The following is a 14,809-nucleotide window of genomic DNA, read 5'->3' as shown; positions in this document are numbered from 1 at the left end:
TTATGACAAGTCAAGTTTCTGTCAGAATTCCAATATTACTTTTAAAACCAAGTAAAATAACTCCAACAATTACGAGAAAAATTTAAAAACAAATGAATATATTTAAAAAATTAAAACAACTAACTACGCTAAATAAAGATATTGAGGAAAGAAATAGATATTTAGTTAAGCTAAAGCTTCAGTTAAACTCCATTGAAATAAAACTTGAAGATAATCAAAAATTACTTGATGATCAAGAGTTATTAACCAGAAAAATTTCTGAAGAGTTTGCTCAAAAAAACGAAAATTTAAGATTAGAAATAATTAATTCAGCAAATAAAGATAGTGAAAACATTCGAAAAGATGCCGAAATATACGTATCTAATCTCATGGAACAATACCATCAAATGGTCAAAGAGAATGAAACTCTAATTGAAGAGAACACCAAGCTCTTAAAAGAGAATAATCGCCTAAAGACACAAGGGCGTAAGTTCCGTTCTGAACTTCAACTTATCAAAAACCTCCATAAAGAATATCCCTATTATGATAACGAAGCAATTTATGAAAATATAAAGGAAGTCTATTCTAAAGATGGATTGCTAGATACTATTTCAAATCTACACCTTCACTCAGAAGATTCAAAAGAGCTTAGAAAATTATCAAGAGCTACAAGTAAAGAGATCACAAATGTCCTTAAAAAATATGAAAAGAATTATACTACTAAGTCAAATATGACCATATACTCTTTAATGATTATTGGTCTACAATCTGAGATAAAGATTTTAATGTATAATTTATCATTTAATAAGTTGTCGGATTCAAAAGATAAATTAAAAGAAATAATAAATAAATTCCTTATTATTGCCGGAGATGGTAATCAAACAATTTTACCTACAATTACCAAATTTCTTCTTGAAATAGAGCCCCTTTATAAAGAACTACTCGACATAGAATATAAATATTTTATTTACCGTGAACGTGAAAAAGAAGAACAGCGTCAGCTTAAAGAGCAGATGAAACAAGAAGCCGAAGAACGAAAAGCGATGGAAGCTGAGAAAAAGAAACTATCAATTGAAGAAAGCAAATATAAAACCGAGATTGAAAAGAATTCTCAACTACTTGAAAATGAAACAGATACAAATAAGATTGAGCAACTTAGAGTTCGTATTTTAGAATTGCAAAATCAGTTATCATCTGTTGAAACGAAAAAGGAAGAAATTGCTAAACTATCCTTAGGTAAAGCTGGATATGTTTATATTATTTCTAACCTTGGCTCATTTGGTGAAAATATATTTAAAATAGGTATGACAAGAAGGTTGGAACCTCAACAAAGAATTGATGAACTAGGTAGCGCCTCAGTTCCATTTAAATTTGATGTCCATGCTTTTGTATTCAGTGATGATGCTGTAGGTTTAGAGAATAAACTACATCGTATGCTTACTAATAATCGCGTGAATAAAGTAAATCTCCGTAAAGAATTTTTCAAAGTTGATATTAATCAAATAGAAAATATTATAGAAGAAATTGATCCTACTGCAAGTTTTAACAAAACGATACTTGCTCAGGAATATAACCAATCATTAGCAATGGTGGAAAATGCAATAGCTTAAAAAATAAAAAAACCGCCCAAGTTTGGCGACTGAGGGGCGGCTTAAGAACTAGTACAAAAACAACACGGATTTCGTGAAGTTTTCTTGTACTCTATTTTACAGAAAAAAGGAGTGGAAAGCAAATGTGGGTTGAAGATTTAACCAATGGAAAATATAAATATGTTGAACGTTACATAGAACCATATACTGAAAAAACTAAAAAAACATCTATAACTCTTGATAAAAATACTGCACAAGCTAAAAAACAGGCGCTCACACTGCTTCAAGAAAAAATAGATAAACTTACCAACACTAACAATATAACAGCTAAAATCACGCTATCAGAGCTATATGAAGAGTGGTTCTCTCGCTATAAGATTACTGTAAAGCAACGGAGCGCTCTAGCTACTTCTAAGGCAATGAAAAAAGTGTTTGTATATGTTCCCAAAAATAATCTAGTAAAAAACTTGGATCGTCAAATATTCTTAGATTTTTTTGATAAGATATATAGTTTTGGTAATCTATCCTACGCTTACACTATCCAAATAAAAAATACACTTGGAAATATGCTTAATTACGCTGTTGAAAGGGAATATATTGATAAAAATCCAATAGCTTTCATCAAAATTAAAAGAAAAAAAGACCAAGAAGAAAATCATAAGCAAAAAATGGATGAGAAGTTTCTTGAAAGAGAAGAAATCGATGCTATAATCACATATTTAAAGAAGAATAAAAATAATTTACTCCATGCGAGAATAGTTGAATTTTTATGGCTCACTGGGTTGAGATATGGTGAACTACAAGCCCTGCAATGGAAAAATTATAATGGCACCAGCATAGAGGTAAATGGTACTCTTGGGATAAACAATGAAAAAATTAGTCCAAAAACAGTAGCAAGTAATCGAATTGTTGATCTCCCTCAAAAGGCAAAAGATATTCTACAAGAAACGAAAGCAGCAAACAAACTATATTTTGATCGAGCAGAACCAGACGACTATATTTTTCTTTCAAATAGAAAACTCCCTCTAGGAGTTCAATCCTTTAACCGTATTCTCAAAAAAGCAGAAAAAGAATGCAATATAAACAAATCACTTTCTAGCCACATATTCCGTCATTCTCACGTTTCACTTCTCGCAGAGTTAAACCTCCCTTTAAAATCTATAATGGAACGTGTAGGTCATTCTAACGCTAATACAACGCTAAAGATTTACAACCATGTCACTAAAAAAACTCGGGAAGAAGTCATTGAAGCGCTGAATAACATTTAACACCTTGCCCCTTTTCTGCCCCTTTTTAATAAAACAAGAAAATCGGCATAACAAAACCCTTGTAAATACAAGGGTTTTTAAGTTATTAAACATCAATAGTAGAATATTGTGCATTGGCTTCGATAAATTCGCGACGTGGTTCCACACGATCGCCCATTAGCATATCAAAGATTTTGTCTGCTTCAGCGGCATCTTCTACAGATACACGCGCCATGAGGCGGGCATCTGGATCCATAGTTGTTTCCCAAAGTTGGTGGTCATCCATTTCTCCTAAACCTTTATAACGCTGTACTGTTGGTTTAGCACGACCTTGAGACCATTTTTCAAGTGCAAGCTTCAGCTCACGTTCTTGATTCTCCCCTGGTTGAATGTATTCTTTTGTTTCCGAACCGACTTTGATTCCGTAAATTGGTGGTTGAGCAATATAAACATAACCGGCCTCAACTACAGGACGCATATAGCGGTAAAAAAGAGTTAACAAGAGTGTACGAATGTGTGCCCCATCGACATCGGCATCGGTCATGATAACCAGTTTATGATACCGTGCTTTAGATAAATCATAGTCAGCACCAAAACCAGTTCCCATCGCTGTAAAGAGTGAACGGATTTCTTCATTTGCTAAAATCTTATCCATTGTCGCTTTTTCCACGTTCAAGATTTTACCACGGATGGGCAAAATAGCTTGGAATTCTCGATTACGGCCAGACTTAGCAGAACCACCAGCAGAATCCCCTTCGACGATGAAAAGTTCTGTTTGTTTAGGATCATTGGAAGAGCAGTCCGCAAGTTTACCAGGCAAGTTAGAAATCTCTAAACCGGATTTTTTACGCGTTACTTCACGTGCGCGTTTGGCCGCAATACGTGCCTTGCTTGCAAGAATCCCTTTCTCAACAATCTTCTTCGCAACTTGAGGATTCTCAAGCATAAAGGTTTGCAAAGCTTCTGAGAAAAGCTTATTGACGATACCTGTTACTTCACTATTCCCCAGTTTGGTTTTCGTTTGACCTTCAAATTGTGGATTAGGGTGTTTAACAGAAATGACAGCGGTCAAACCTTCACGAACATCGTCCCCAGTAAGGTTTTCTTCGTTATCTTTAAGAAGCTTTTGAGCCTTTGCGTAATTGTTTATCGCACGCGTTAAAGCTGTACGGAAACCTTGTTCATGCGTACCACCTTCATGCGTATTGATATTATTTGCAAATGACATGATTGTTGAATGGTAAGTTCCTGTATATTGCATAGCAACTTCGACAGTGATTCCATCTAACTCACCCTCTGTATAGATTGGCGTATCAAAAATAACTTCTTTGTTTTCATTGATAAAGGAAACATAAGATTGAATCCCACCTTCATAGTGGAACATAGCATGATTGTCTTCTTGGCCTTCACGTTTATCGGTAATAGAAATACGCAAACCACGGTTCAAGAAAGCCAACTCACGGACACGTGTCACCAACTTATCATAGTCAAAAACTTGAGTTTCGGTGAAAATTGTTGGATCTGGTGTAAAGTGAACGACTGTCCCTCGTTTATCTGTTTCACCAATAATGGCCAAATCTTCGACGACAACACCACGATGGTATTCTTGATAGTATTTTTGACCATCTTTATGTACAGTAACGTCTAACTGTGTTGAGAGGGCATTAACAACGGATGAACCAACACCGTGTAAACCACCAGAAACTTTGTAGCCGCCACCGCCAAATTTACCACCAGCATGAAGGATAGTAAAGACCGTTTCGACCGCAGGACGTCCTGTTTTTTCTTGAATGTCTACGGGAATACCACGTCCATCATCGACAACTGTAATTGAGTTATCAGGTTCAATAAACACTTCGATATGGCTGGCAAACCCCGCTAGCGCTTCATCGATCGAGTTATCAACAATCTCCCACACTAAGTGGTGCAATCCTTCCTTTGAAGTTGATCCGATATACATCCCAGGACGCATACGCACCGCTTCAAGTCCTTCTAAAACTTGAATTTGACTGGCATCATATTCTTCTGCCATTTTTTCAATTTGTTCTTTATTTTCTTCGTTCAAAATAATCTCATTTCTTTGAAAATACTTACTTATAATTATAGCACATTCTAGCTTTTTTTACTATATACTGCGAGCCATAAAAGCTTTTACTCCATCTTAATAATTTCAGAAAAAAAGCAGCTTTAAGCTGCTTTTTTGTTTAATATATTTTGTCTTTTTACTTAATTCATCCGAACTTTTGGTGATTTTTTCCATGACCAAGGAAGATAAATAACAAGCCAAAACATCAATACAATAAAAATTAAACCTAAGATATAATAAGAACCGAACACATCATAGATGGGTTCAAGTGGACTTCCCGGAACTGGTGTCCTTAGGAAGAAAAAATTTTGATTCCAAACTTGATTGAGGACTGCACAAATCGGTACAACAATCGACAAAAAGACAGCAGAGCGCCAGAGTTCACGCCATTGAGGGACAAAATCGCCTGCAATCAGACGCATTAAAACATACGAGATAAGTAAGCAATGAATCAAAAAGCTCTGCCATACAAAGACATTAACAAAATCATTGGTTACCCAGTTCGGTGTCACAAGTGCAAAAATTGCTCCAGGTAAAGTTAAGCTATACAAGAGCTCACGACTCGTCTTATTTGAACGCATTGCATCAAAAACAATAATGAATATGCCAAGTCCACACAGCTGCAAAGGCAAGTCTGCGTACAAAAATTGATGAGTCATCACTAAAATGATATCTCTAATGATTTCGAGCAACAGGGTAAACGAGGCAACAAGTAGACGTAACAGTTTACGTCTCTCGTCATTTGCGCGCAGATAAATACGAATCAAGCCAAAACTGAGCAGTGCTAGAACAGCAAGGGCAAAAAAGTGATTGGCACTAAAAAGGCCAAAGCCTGGCCCAACTGCTTTTTCATTCGATATAAAAAAAGTATTCATTGTGGTTCAGTTTACTCCATAATGTCTGATAATTTTTTGATGCTTCGCGTTGCTTGGGGATACTCCTGCTGGCTATCAAAGAAAATAGTCGCAATACCCGCTGCGCGACCGGCTTCAATGTCCAAAGGACGGTCACCAATCATCACCGTCTTCTTGGGGTCTAAATTATATTTTTGTACTAAATATTTTATTGAATCTGGTGCTGGTTTACGTGGGAAACCATTATCAGCAGTAACAACTTCAGTAAAATACTGAGAAATATGGGCTGCCTCAAGAATGTCCAGTACTTGCTTATCTCTATGAGAAATCATAAAGTTTTTGCAGTTCTGGCTCACGATAGTATGCAAAAGATCAACAGCACCTTCAAACAAAATTGGCTTGTCCAAAGCTTCTGCTTCTAATTTCCGATATGTTTCAAGAAACTGCGGTATATGACTCGCGTATTGGTCCACAGCATGTGCTGTAGAAACTTTGAGTGCTGCATAGACATCGTCATGCAAAACTACTCGTTCTTCCTTTTGCCAAAGTGCTGCAGCAAAAGCATGACTAGAATTTTCGTAATTATTAAGTAAAGTGCCACCTAAATCCCAGATATAGTTTTCGTAGTTCATTTGATAATTATATCACAGCCAAGGGCTGGCTTTCTGTTTTAAACTTATGCTTCTTATTTTCTAAGTAAAGGCTGTGTGCTACATCTAAATGAACCGCCCAAGCTTCGGGATATTTTAAAATCAAGGTATTCTGAGCGGATGCCTCGTGCTTCCAGAGCTTCGCCAATGTATTTAAATTCTGAATCTAGTATATATACCTCGTCATTTATTGGTAGACCATTTATTGCTAGCTTTGCAATATCTTCAAAAGGAACATTTATTCTATCCCAATTTTTAAGCTGTTCAGGTATACCAGTTAGAAAGGCTTCTTCACAGATAATCATTAGACCATCTCTAACTAGACTTAGAGCGCAATCAAGATGCAAAACATCATGATGAAGTTTAACCTCAATCACCTGATAGCCCCAATGTGCTAAATAAGCTTTAAGCCATAAATAGCCATTATGATTGCTCGCTTTACCTGAATTTCCTACAAATACTGTTTTTCCTAAAACGAGGATATCGCCACCTTCTAAGAAAGGTCCACTCTCATCCGTTTCTCCTTGTGAAGTATCTGCCATTGGAAGAGAAACGTAAAAAGCATCGCTAGAATAGGCTTGTTCAGTGAGTAAGTTTCTTACGGGTAAAACCTCGTTGCGGCGATGGAAAAAGCGCATAGACCCTTCAATCAAAGAGTCACCAATCGTAAAGAACGGGTCACGTACAAAAAAGTTTGCAGCACCATAGACTTTTCCTTGTTCTTTCTCATAATCCGTGAGAAGACGTGGTCGCAAAACTTCAATATCATATTTTTCTAACAAAGCTTGTAGATTAGTACGCTCTGCTTCCCATTTTCTTTGTCTTTCAGGAAATACTTCTGCATAATTTTTTCCACTGGTGTCTTTATTATTAAACATATCAAGAACATCATCTTCAAGGAAGGAGCCATCATCATTGGTATGCTCTTCGTGAGGTAAGATAAATTCCGATTGTGTTAAAACTACACGTCTCAGTGGTGCAAACTCACTTGTAACACCTATTTCATTTGCATTGCTCATTTTTATTTCCCTCCTTAAAAACTAAATTGTTAACTAATTCTTATATTATAACATTTTGTGATTTTAAAAAGTCCTCACATTGGTGAGGACTAAAGATGTTACAAAAAGAGTATTATTTGGAATAGTTATATTATACATTCGTCTTCTTAACCAAGACTAAAAAAGACTGCTTTTTTAATGAATTAATATCTTTTTTCTAGATTTGTCTGAATTTTTATATATTTACTATAATATAATAGTAATTTTGACCTTAAACAAGGTTTAATTAAGTTTTAAATGTAATAATAATAGTTACAACACTGATAAATATAGGCTCCTTTTAAAGCAATTACAAAGATACGAAATTATTTATTCAAAGCTTTAAGGATATCCTAGAAATAACGAACTGTTAAGGAGAACTTATGACACTTTTAGGCGTAAAAATAGATAAATATTTTATGCGGGATTTATTGATACTACTGATCGGCGTAGGACTATATGTCCTATCTGTACAGCTTTTCGTCATCCCCAACCGACTAGCCAGTAATGGCGTTGCTGGATTTTCTGTATTGATGGACTTTGTCTTTGGTGTTAATCCAGCTTTAACTTTCTTCCTCGTTAATGTGCCACTCTTTACTTTTGGCCGTAAATACTTATCTTCGCGTGAGCTTCTTCTCAGTATTCCGGGTGCAGCCGCTATGAGTGTCTGGATGATAATTTATGAAGCAATCGGGATTACTGGGATTCAGTTTTCTAATATTGTCTTTGCTGGTATTTTCGACGGAATTCTCTCAGGAACAGCTGCTGGTTTAGTCATTATTTCTGAAGGAACCTTTGGTGGAACGCTGCTTCTAGGACGAATTTTAGAAGAAAAATGGAGCTTCAAAGTAGACAAAGTTTTATTTGGTGGTGATGTCATTGTTTTGAGTCTTTCGCTTCTCACATACCTTACCTTACCCAATTTTGCTGTCACATTGTTGTCTTGTTACCTCTTCAGTAAGGTCACTTTGATTGTTGGCCGTGCTGACTACCGTCAAGAACTCTTGCAACGTCTTTCATTCATACGTCTACCTCAGTTTGGTACTCAAACGATTAAAGAGCGAAATAGAAAGTAAGAAAAAAAGTTTCCCAAAAAAGTGGAAACTTTTTTATTTGTGTTCAAAAGCGAAGCTGCTGGCATATTTTTCTAGCATAACAAGTGTTGAACCTATCCACAAATTGAAACTTTTTTGTTATACTAGTGACATGACATATGATAAAAAGCGCCGCAAGGCGACTTCTAAGATCCGAAGTTTCTTCCGCATTATTTTGCAGCTTTTGATTTTTCTCTTTGTTGCAGCTAACCTCTTGAATTTTAGAGTGATACAAACCAGTGATAATCGCAATGACACTGAGCTTGCCAACCAAGTTGAAACAATTACAGAATATAACTTCATTCGTACTATAGCACCATATGCGCAAGAATCACAAGAAAAGTATAATGTTCTCGCTTCTCTGACTTTGGCTCAGGCTGCTTTGGAAAGTAACTTTGGCCAAAGTGGACTTGCCGCAAAATATTACAATCTTTTTGGTATCAAAGCTTACGGAAATGTCCCCACAGTAACTTTAGAAACCAAAGAATTTGAAAATGATAAATGGGTGACTGTAAAAGCGCAATTTCGCGTTTACGATGGTTGGAAAGAATCTGTCGAAGGACATGCCTATCTCTTTACTAAGGGCACTACATGGAACCCTAAGCAGTATGCGAGCGTTTTAGCTGCGAAAAACTATAAAGAAGCCGCGAAAGCTGTGCAAACTTCTGGTTATGCAACTGACCCAGCCTATACTGAAAAGCTCATTCAAATGATTGAGAGTTACGGTTTAGATCAATACGATAAGATTTAGTCTTTCTTTCTCAAAGACATAAAAAACGTAGAAACAAAAACTCTGTTTCTACGTTTTTTATTTTATTCAAACAGGAATCTACTCTCCTACTGCAAAATCATGCCTTTACCTGAAGCATAATCAATTTGAATACCGGGCTGCACATTTGGAATGAAAACATTAAACTCTAAGCTTCCATCTTTCGACTTGGCTTCCATATGCGTCCCTGAGGGAACGAGATCATTCCCATCATACATAGGTTCTACACGATAACGGACTGTTTTGTTCTTATCGAGCGCTTTACGCACTAAACCTTCATAATAGTTTTGTCCTGTATTTTCCTCATTGCCATTACTCGCCTGATTGGCCCAAGCGGTTTGTGTACTGATATTTTGTGGATTTGCTTCAGAAGCATCAAAGCCTTTAATATTTCCAGCTAGCGCGTAGCCAATTGAATGTCCTCGGTTATAGAGTGTGCTGTATGAACCAGAAGGAATCATGAGTTGTTTCCAGCCTACAGGATTTATTTTCGCACTGTTGGACTTTCCATCTGCTCCCGTTGTTTCTGAACGGTTTTTGTACTGGCGGCTTGTCTTGTTGAGGAGTGCATTGGCTAGTTTGGGACGACCTAAAGCATCTTGTTTTACCAGTTGAACATAAGGTGCACTGTTAACTTTAGCATCCAAGTCTGTTTTATTGTCATTGACAATAAAGGCACCAGTTCCATTATAAGTGACTGAATCTTTGAGGTTCTTTTTAATTGAAGGTGTCAAAACCGATTGTGCTAAAGATTGTGTCGGCACTTTGTCTTTGACACTGCCATAATCTACCTTGCTAAAATTCTTAAGTTGCTGGCTTTGCGCTGGCTGATTCAGTGATGGTGTTCCTGTGACTGTCGACAATATTTCGGGATTCGACTTTAGAAACCCTAAACCAAGAACAACAACTGTTCCTAGAATCCCTGCCCCTGCTTTCAAACCTGTTTGTTTTTTCTTTGCCATCTTCGCTCCTGATTTTATCTTATTACTCGTTCAATGTTTGATTCTTCTTGTCTCAAAAACAACATAAAGAAAATAGACTTTCGTCTACTGCTACTTCCCTTTATTAGATTAGGGATTTCTAAAAAGTTTATCGTACTGTTCTTGCGTACGAATCATATTTAAATCTAAATGCCCACCATAGCTCGACAATTGTCCGCGGTCCGTAAACTGGTGCATGTCATAGTTCAAGTCTGTTTTAGGAGATGTATCCCACATCCCGGTATTTCGACCATAATCAGCCATCCAAATTGAACTAAAATGGCTAGAATCAATCTTATGGTCAGTCAAGAACCAATCTTGCGCGTAGATACCTATATTCTTGGCACCTAGGCTCTTAAGCTCCTCACGGAAAGCATCCACACCTTCGCTCATGTTATCCATGCTGACTTCTTCAATATCCAGCCAATAATACGTTGGTTTAAAAGGATGAGCTCGCTCATAAAAAAGACGTGCCTGTTCTTTCATCTCTTCAACATTTTTACCATTGACATAGGCATATACAGCAACAGGAACACCACGCTTTTGCAATTCGCTCATGTGCGTTTTAAATTGACGATCTTCACCACTTTTATAAGCTGCTGCATTGTCCTTACTTGACTTTCCTGTCTGTACACGTACGACAGCACCAATAACTTCTTGACTCATTAAATTATAATCAATATCTTCTGGTCGTTGCCATGCGGAGATATCTACTACAAAACGGTTCAAATCAACATCATCATTGCTTAATGATTTATTTACAACCACCGTTTCTTCTTTTTCATGCGTCGCTGCCATTTCGGGAACCTGATATCTTAGGTTTCCAAAAGCAAAGACCAGAGCAGTAAAAATTCCAGCAACAATCATGGTTGCTAGAGGGGTAAGCTTTTTTCTCATATTACTATTTTCACTCTTCATTCACACTATTGTAACATAGATTAGAACAATATCTTTCAGATATGCATACTTAATCTAACAAAAAACGCTCAAAAACTTCATTTCCTAATTCAAATCCTTTTTCCGTCATCTGAATCCGTCCATCAGCTTCAAACAACATTTTTTGAAACGCCAATTCTTCAATAATTGTGCCATAAACTTCTTCAAGTGTTTGACCAAACTTTTTATGGAAACGTTCAATGGATACGCCATTTTTTTTGCGTAAGCCCAAAAACATTTCCTCCTCAATTCTTTGTTTTCTTGTCAATACTTCTTCATTTACACGTTTATTTTCCTCGCGTAAATAATGATGAACAGGTCCATGATTTTTATAACGAATACCATCAAGATAACCTGAAGCTCCAGCTCCAATGCCATAGTATTCCGCATTGTCCCAATATGTCATATTGTGCTTACTTTCATAGCCGATTTTTCCAAAGTTTGAAACTTCATAATGCGAATAACCTTTAGAAGTCAGCATTTCAATAATATACTCATACATATCCGCATTGCGATCATCAGATGGTAAACGGAGGCGTCCACGACGTTGACGATTCATGAATACTGTATGATCTTCTAGTATCAGGCTATATAAGGCAACATGGGGAAGGTCCAATTCTAAGAATTTTTGAACATCCCGCTCAACCATTTCCATCGTTTGGTTCGGTAAGCCATAAATTAAATCTATTGTGATATTTTCAAATCCGGCAGCACGTAGTCTTTCTATTGAAGAGTAAACTTGTGCTTCAGTATGTGTTCTCCCAATTTTTTTCAACAGTTTATCATCAAACGATTGTACACCAAGTGAGATGCGGTTCACAGGCGAATTCGCTAAAACAGCAAGGACTTCATCTGTTAAATCAGAAGGGTTTGCTTCCACTGTGAACTCTTCAAGTTCTTCTAAATCAAGCTTTTTTGTCAGATGCGTGAGTAATTTTTCAAGCTGATCTGCAGGTAAAACACTCGGTGTCCCACCTCCAATATAAAGCGTTTTTAAACTACTAATATCATAACTATCATATTCTTTGAGCAACTCATCAATATAGGCTTCGACCGGTTGTCCCGTCATCAAAACTTTAGCAAAATCACAATAGTAACAAATATGTGAGCAAAAAGGGATATGGACATAAGCTGCTTTTGTTTCGTTCTTTTTCACTTTATTTCCTCTTCATTATTTGTTTCTATGATTTTTACAAATCTTCATTTTTCGCTATTCTTTATCGACTTATCTTTCACTTTTAAAATCACTGTCATTAAGATGTTTAATAGAAAAAGATAAACAGGGAAAGCAAGATGTGCAAAATCCCAAGTACTTGTAGCGGGAAGGGCAATTCCCGTGGTTACTATTCCCGCAGCAAAGGGCTTAATGCTTTCAGTTTCAGGATATCTCCAAGCTTTAATCAAGGTAGGCAAAGCTGCTAAAGCATCACTCATGATGGCCAATAAAATCGCCAGATTAGAATTCTGTGTCAAATACCAGATGACTAAGGTGATCAGTGAAACTATTCCACAGGACAAGTCAAAAAAGGTTATTTTCCAAAAAGACTGCTTATTTATAAAGGAAGCGCCAAAAACAAGCAAGGGCGTAAAGCCAGCCATAAAAACAGGAATTTGACCAAGGCTAAACCCCGACGAAGAAAAGGTGGCAAAAAAAGCAATCATTGGCGCTAAAGCCCAGAGAAACCAAGTTACTTTATTGGGAATAACCCAGCCTTTGAGTGTGGCTCTAACGTAGCCCAAAGCAAAATATAAGGTAACAGCAGCACTCAAAATAAGTAAATATGCCATCTTGCCGCTCTCCTTTACTGGTAAAAACTCATATCTTACTATTGTAACAAAAAACGAGCGAAAATTTTATCATTTTAGACTATTTGAGTCAATTTGTTTTCTATTTATTGTGTTATAATTAATAACAAAAGTTCAATAAATTTAAATGGGAGAACACATGGAAAAAGAAGTTACCATTACTGATTATACCGGTTTAGGAGCTTTTGAAGTTAGCTTTGAAATGCTTAAACTGGCAGAAAAAAATAAAAAAGCCAATATCTTTTTGAATGCCGGTCGCGGCAATCCAAACTGGATTAATACAAAAGCACGTTTAGCCTTTAATCGCTTGATTGAATTTGGTATTAAAGACTCCCTTCGTACGATTGAAAAAGCTGATATGGCTGGATACACAACATTGAAAGGTATTGGGCAACGCTTTGAGGCTTTCTTAGAACCTGACGATGATGAGATTGATAAATTCTTGATTGATGTCATGGACTATATCGAAATTGATCTTAAGCTAAATATTGACGATGTGATTAAGGAATTTATCGATGGTGCTATCGGAAATAATTATCCTGTTCCTAGCCGCTGTCTGAGAAATACCGAAATTGTCTTGAATCGTTTTATGGAAAAAATTCTGTATAATGGCGTTCATCTCGAAAATAAGACACAAATCTTCCCAACGGAAGGCGGTACAGCTGCGATTGTCTATATCTTCAACTCACTCAAGCGCAATAAATTAGTTGTGCCGGGTGATAAAATAGCTATTAACACACCTATCTTTACACCTTACTTGCAACTTCCTGGTTTAAGTGAATTCAATCTGGTTGAAACATTAATTACTTCTGATGAGAGCGACAATTGGAGCATTCCCGAAACAGAAATCGAAAAATTATCAGATCCTGAAATCAAGGCATTCTTCTTAGTTAATCCATCAAATCCAGGTTCTAAAGCTTTCAGTCAAGAAACACTTGACGCTTTAAAACGAGCTGTTGAAAAAAATCCGGATCTCATCATTATTACAGACGATGTCTATGGAACTTTCGTTCAAGATTTCCAATCTGTCTATAGTGTTGTTCCCTATAATACCATTCTCGTTTATTCTTTCTCAAAACTTTTTGGTGCAACAGGTTGGCGTTTAGGGCTTATTGCCATGCAGGAAGATAATGTCTTTGACCGTCTTATCTCTGAGCTTGATCCTGAGGATATTGAGAAACTCGACAAGCGCTATGATATTGTAACACATGACACTAAAGAGCTACCATTTATCGAACGTATTGTTGCGGATTCACGTTCTGTTGGTCTCTATCATACCGCTGGCCTCTCTACACCACAACAAATCATGGAAGTTCTTTTTGCCTTTACGCATTTGATTCATCGTAAAGAGGCAGATCCTTACTTTGAAGCTTGTGATGCTCTTATCGATGAACGTTATCAAGATTTGCTTAAAGCCATGAAATTAGAGCCAGACAACTCGAAAGAGAATGCTAAATATTATACGCTCGTAGATATTTACCAACTTGCCGAAATCCGTTTTGGTAAAAAATTCCGTATCTATTTGGAAGAAAACTTTGATTACTTAGAGTTCTTGCTCAATCTCGCCGACAAAAATGGCGTTGTTTTGATGGACGGGACAGGTTTTGGTGCTTCTAGCGGAACACTCCGCATCTCTCAAGCCAACTTACCTACAGAGGATTATTACTTGATTGGGAAGCAGATTATCAATCTCCTTAAGGAATATTACTCGGATTATTTGAAGAAGAGATGAGTGTAAATAATACTATATGAAATAAAAAAAGGAACCTTAAAGGTTCCCTT

The 14,809-nt window shown here is 36.6% G+C and carries 13 protein-coding genes; 5 read left to right on the top strand and 8 right to left on the bottom strand.

From position 1 onward, the window contains the following. The first annotated feature begins 92 nt into the window (after nt 1-92). Together lgb_RS03525 and lgb_RS03520 are read left to right on the top strand one after the other, a co-directional pair. A complete protein-coding gene (locus lgb_RS03525) occupies nt 93-1,589 on the top strand; it encodes a GIY-YIG nuclease family protein (RefSeq protein WP_249663238.1) in 1,497 nt (498 codons plus the stop codon). Between the two features lie 122 nt (nt 1,590-1,711). Next, nucleotides 1,712-2,836: a tyrosine-type recombinase/integrase gene (locus tag lgb_RS03520; RefSeq protein ID WP_249663237.1), complete on the top strand. Its 1,125-nt coding sequence runs from the start codon at nt 1,712-1,714 to the stop codon at nt 2,834-2,836. A gap of 85 nt (nt 2,837-2,921) precedes the next feature. On the opposite strand, the gene gyrB is transcribed toward lgb_RS03520, so the two are convergent. From gyrB to lgb_RS03500, 4 genes are all read right to left on the bottom strand, one after another. Beyond that, entirely contained in the window at nt 2,922-4,880 is a 1,959-nt protein-coding gene (gene gyrB / locus lgb_RS03515; protein ID WP_019292133.1) for a DNA topoisomerase (ATP-hydrolyzing) subunit B, read from the bottom strand. Nucleotides 4,881-5,041: 161 nt separating this feature from the next. Further along, a complete protein-coding gene (locus lgb_RS03510) occupies nt 5,042-5,776 on the bottom strand; it encodes a YwaF family protein (protein WP_019292134.1) in 735 nt (244 codons plus the stop codon). Nucleotides 5,777-5,787: 11 nt separating this feature from the next. Then, nucleotides 5,788-6,387: an HAD family hydrolase gene (locus tag lgb_RS03505; RefSeq protein WP_019292135.1), complete on the bottom strand. Its 600-nt coding sequence runs from the start codon at nt 6,385-6,387 to the stop codon at nt 5,788-5,790. Between the two features lie 53 nt (nt 6,388-6,440). Further along, nucleotides 6,441-7,424, bottom strand: a complete 984-nt coding sequence (locus tag lgb_RS03500; RefSeq protein ID WP_019292136.1) for a dimethylarginine dimethylaminohydrolase family protein — start codon at nt 7,422-7,424, stop codon at nt 6,441-6,443. A gap of 401 nt (nt 7,425-7,825) precedes the next feature. Here lgb_RS03500 and lgb_RS03495 point away from each other — a divergent pair, with 401 nt between their 5' ends. Together lgb_RS03495 and lgb_RS03490 are read left to right on the top strand one after the other, a co-directional pair. Then, complete coding sequence (locus lgb_RS03495; RefSeq protein WP_019293293.1) at nt 7,826-8,518, top strand: YitT family protein; 693 nt, start codon at nt 7,826-7,828, stop codon at nt 8,516-8,518. Nucleotides 8,519-8,648: 130 nt separating this feature from the next. Next, the gene (locus lgb_RS03490; protein WP_227671653.1) at nt 8,649-9,287 is read left to right on the top strand and encodes a glycoside hydrolase family 73 protein; all 639 of its coding nucleotides are present in this window, start codon (nt 8,649-8,651) and stop codon (nt 9,285-9,287) included. Nucleotides 9,288-9,373: 86 nt separating this feature from the next. Here the strand turns inward: lgb_RS03490 and lgb_RS03485 are convergent, their stop codons facing one another. The 4 genes from lgb_RS03485 to lgb_RS03470 form a co-directional block, all read right to left on the bottom strand. Next, nucleotides 9,374-10,267, bottom strand: a complete 894-nt coding sequence (locus lgb_RS03485) for a DNA/RNA non-specific endonuclease (protein ID WP_019293295.1) — start codon at nt 10,265-10,267, stop codon at nt 9,374-9,376. Nucleotides 10,268-10,375: 108 nt separating this feature from the next. Then, nucleotides 10,376-11,182, bottom strand: a complete 807-nt coding sequence (locus lgb_RS03480) for a GH25 family lysozyme (RefSeq protein ID WP_019292139.1) — start codon at nt 11,180-11,182, stop codon at nt 10,376-10,378. Between the two features lie 70 nt (nt 11,183-11,252). Beyond that, entirely contained in the window at nt 11,253-12,377 is a 1,125-nt protein-coding gene (gene hemW / locus lgb_RS03475) for a radical SAM family heme chaperone HemW (protein ID WP_019293296.1), read from the bottom strand. Between the two features lie 44 nt (nt 12,378-12,421). Next, on the bottom strand, nt 12,422-13,009 hold the full coding sequence (locus lgb_RS03470) for a hypothetical protein (protein WP_019294125.1): 588 nt from the start codon (nt 13,007-13,009) through the stop codon (nt 12,422-12,424). A 157-nt stretch (nt 13,010-13,166) separates the two neighbouring features. Here lgb_RS03470 and lgb_RS03465 point away from each other — a divergent pair, with 157 nt between their 5' ends. Continuing rightward, nucleotides 13,167-14,759, top strand: coding sequence for a bifunctional aspartate transaminase/aspartate 4-decarboxylase (locus tag lgb_RS03465; RefSeq protein ID WP_019294126.1), 1,593 nt, complete (start codon nt 13,167-13,169; stop codon nt 14,757-14,759). Nucleotides 14,760-14,809 lie beyond the last annotated feature (50 nt).

It is taken from the genome of Lactococcus petauri (assembly GCF_023499275.1).
In the GTDB taxonomy this organism is placed as follows: domain Bacteria; phylum Bacillota; class Bacilli; order Lactobacillales; family Streptococcaceae; genus Lactococcus; species Lactococcus petauri.
The sequence above is the reverse complement of the archived record's forward strand: the minus strand, read 5'-3'. Positions and strand labels throughout refer to the sequence as shown.

Excerpts from the sequence above, each read along its gene's own strand:
- lgb_RS03525 (WP_249663238.1), top strand. The coding sequence starts at position 93 with ATGAATATATTTAAAAAATTAAAACAACTAACTACGCTAAATAAAGAT.
- lgb_RS03500 (WP_019292136.1), bottom strand. The coding sequence starts at position 7,424 with ATGAGCAATGCAAATGAAATAGGTGTTACAAGTGAGTTTGCACCACTG.
- lgb_RS03490 (WP_227671653.1), top strand. The coding sequence starts at position 8,649 with ATGACATATGATAAAAAGCGCCGCAAGGCGACTTCTAAGATCCGAAGT.
- lgb_RS03480 (WP_019292139.1), bottom strand. The coding sequence starts at position 11,182 with ATGAGAAAAAAGCTTACCCCTCTAGCAACCATGATTGTTGCTGGAATT.
- lgb_RS03520 (WP_249663237.1), top strand. The coding sequence starts at position 1,712 with ATGTGGGTTGAAGATTTAACCAATGGAAAATATAAATATGTTGAACGT.
- lgb_RS03505 (WP_019292135.1), bottom strand. The coding sequence starts at position 6,387 with ATGAACTACGAAAACTATATCTGGGATTTAGGTGGCACTTTACTTAAT.
- lgb_RS03470 (WP_019294125.1), bottom strand. The coding sequence starts at position 13,009 with ATGGCATATTTACTTATTTTGAGTGCTGCTGTTACCTTATATTTTGCT.
- lgb_RS03510 (WP_019292134.1), bottom strand. The coding sequence starts at position 5,776 with ATGAATACTTTTTTTATATCGAATGAAAAAGCAGTTGGGCCAGGCTTT.
- lgb_RS03485 (WP_019293295.1), bottom strand. The coding sequence starts at position 10,267 with ATGGCAAAGAAAAAACAAACAGGTTTGAAAGCAGGGGCAGGGATTCTA.
- lgb_RS03495 (WP_019293293.1), top strand. The coding sequence starts at position 7,826 with ATGACACTTTTAGGCGTAAAAATAGATAAATATTTTATGCGGGATTTA.
- lgb_RS03465 (WP_019294126.1), top strand. The coding sequence starts at position 13,167 with ATGGAAAAAGAAGTTACCATTACTGATTATACCGGTTTAGGAGCTTTT.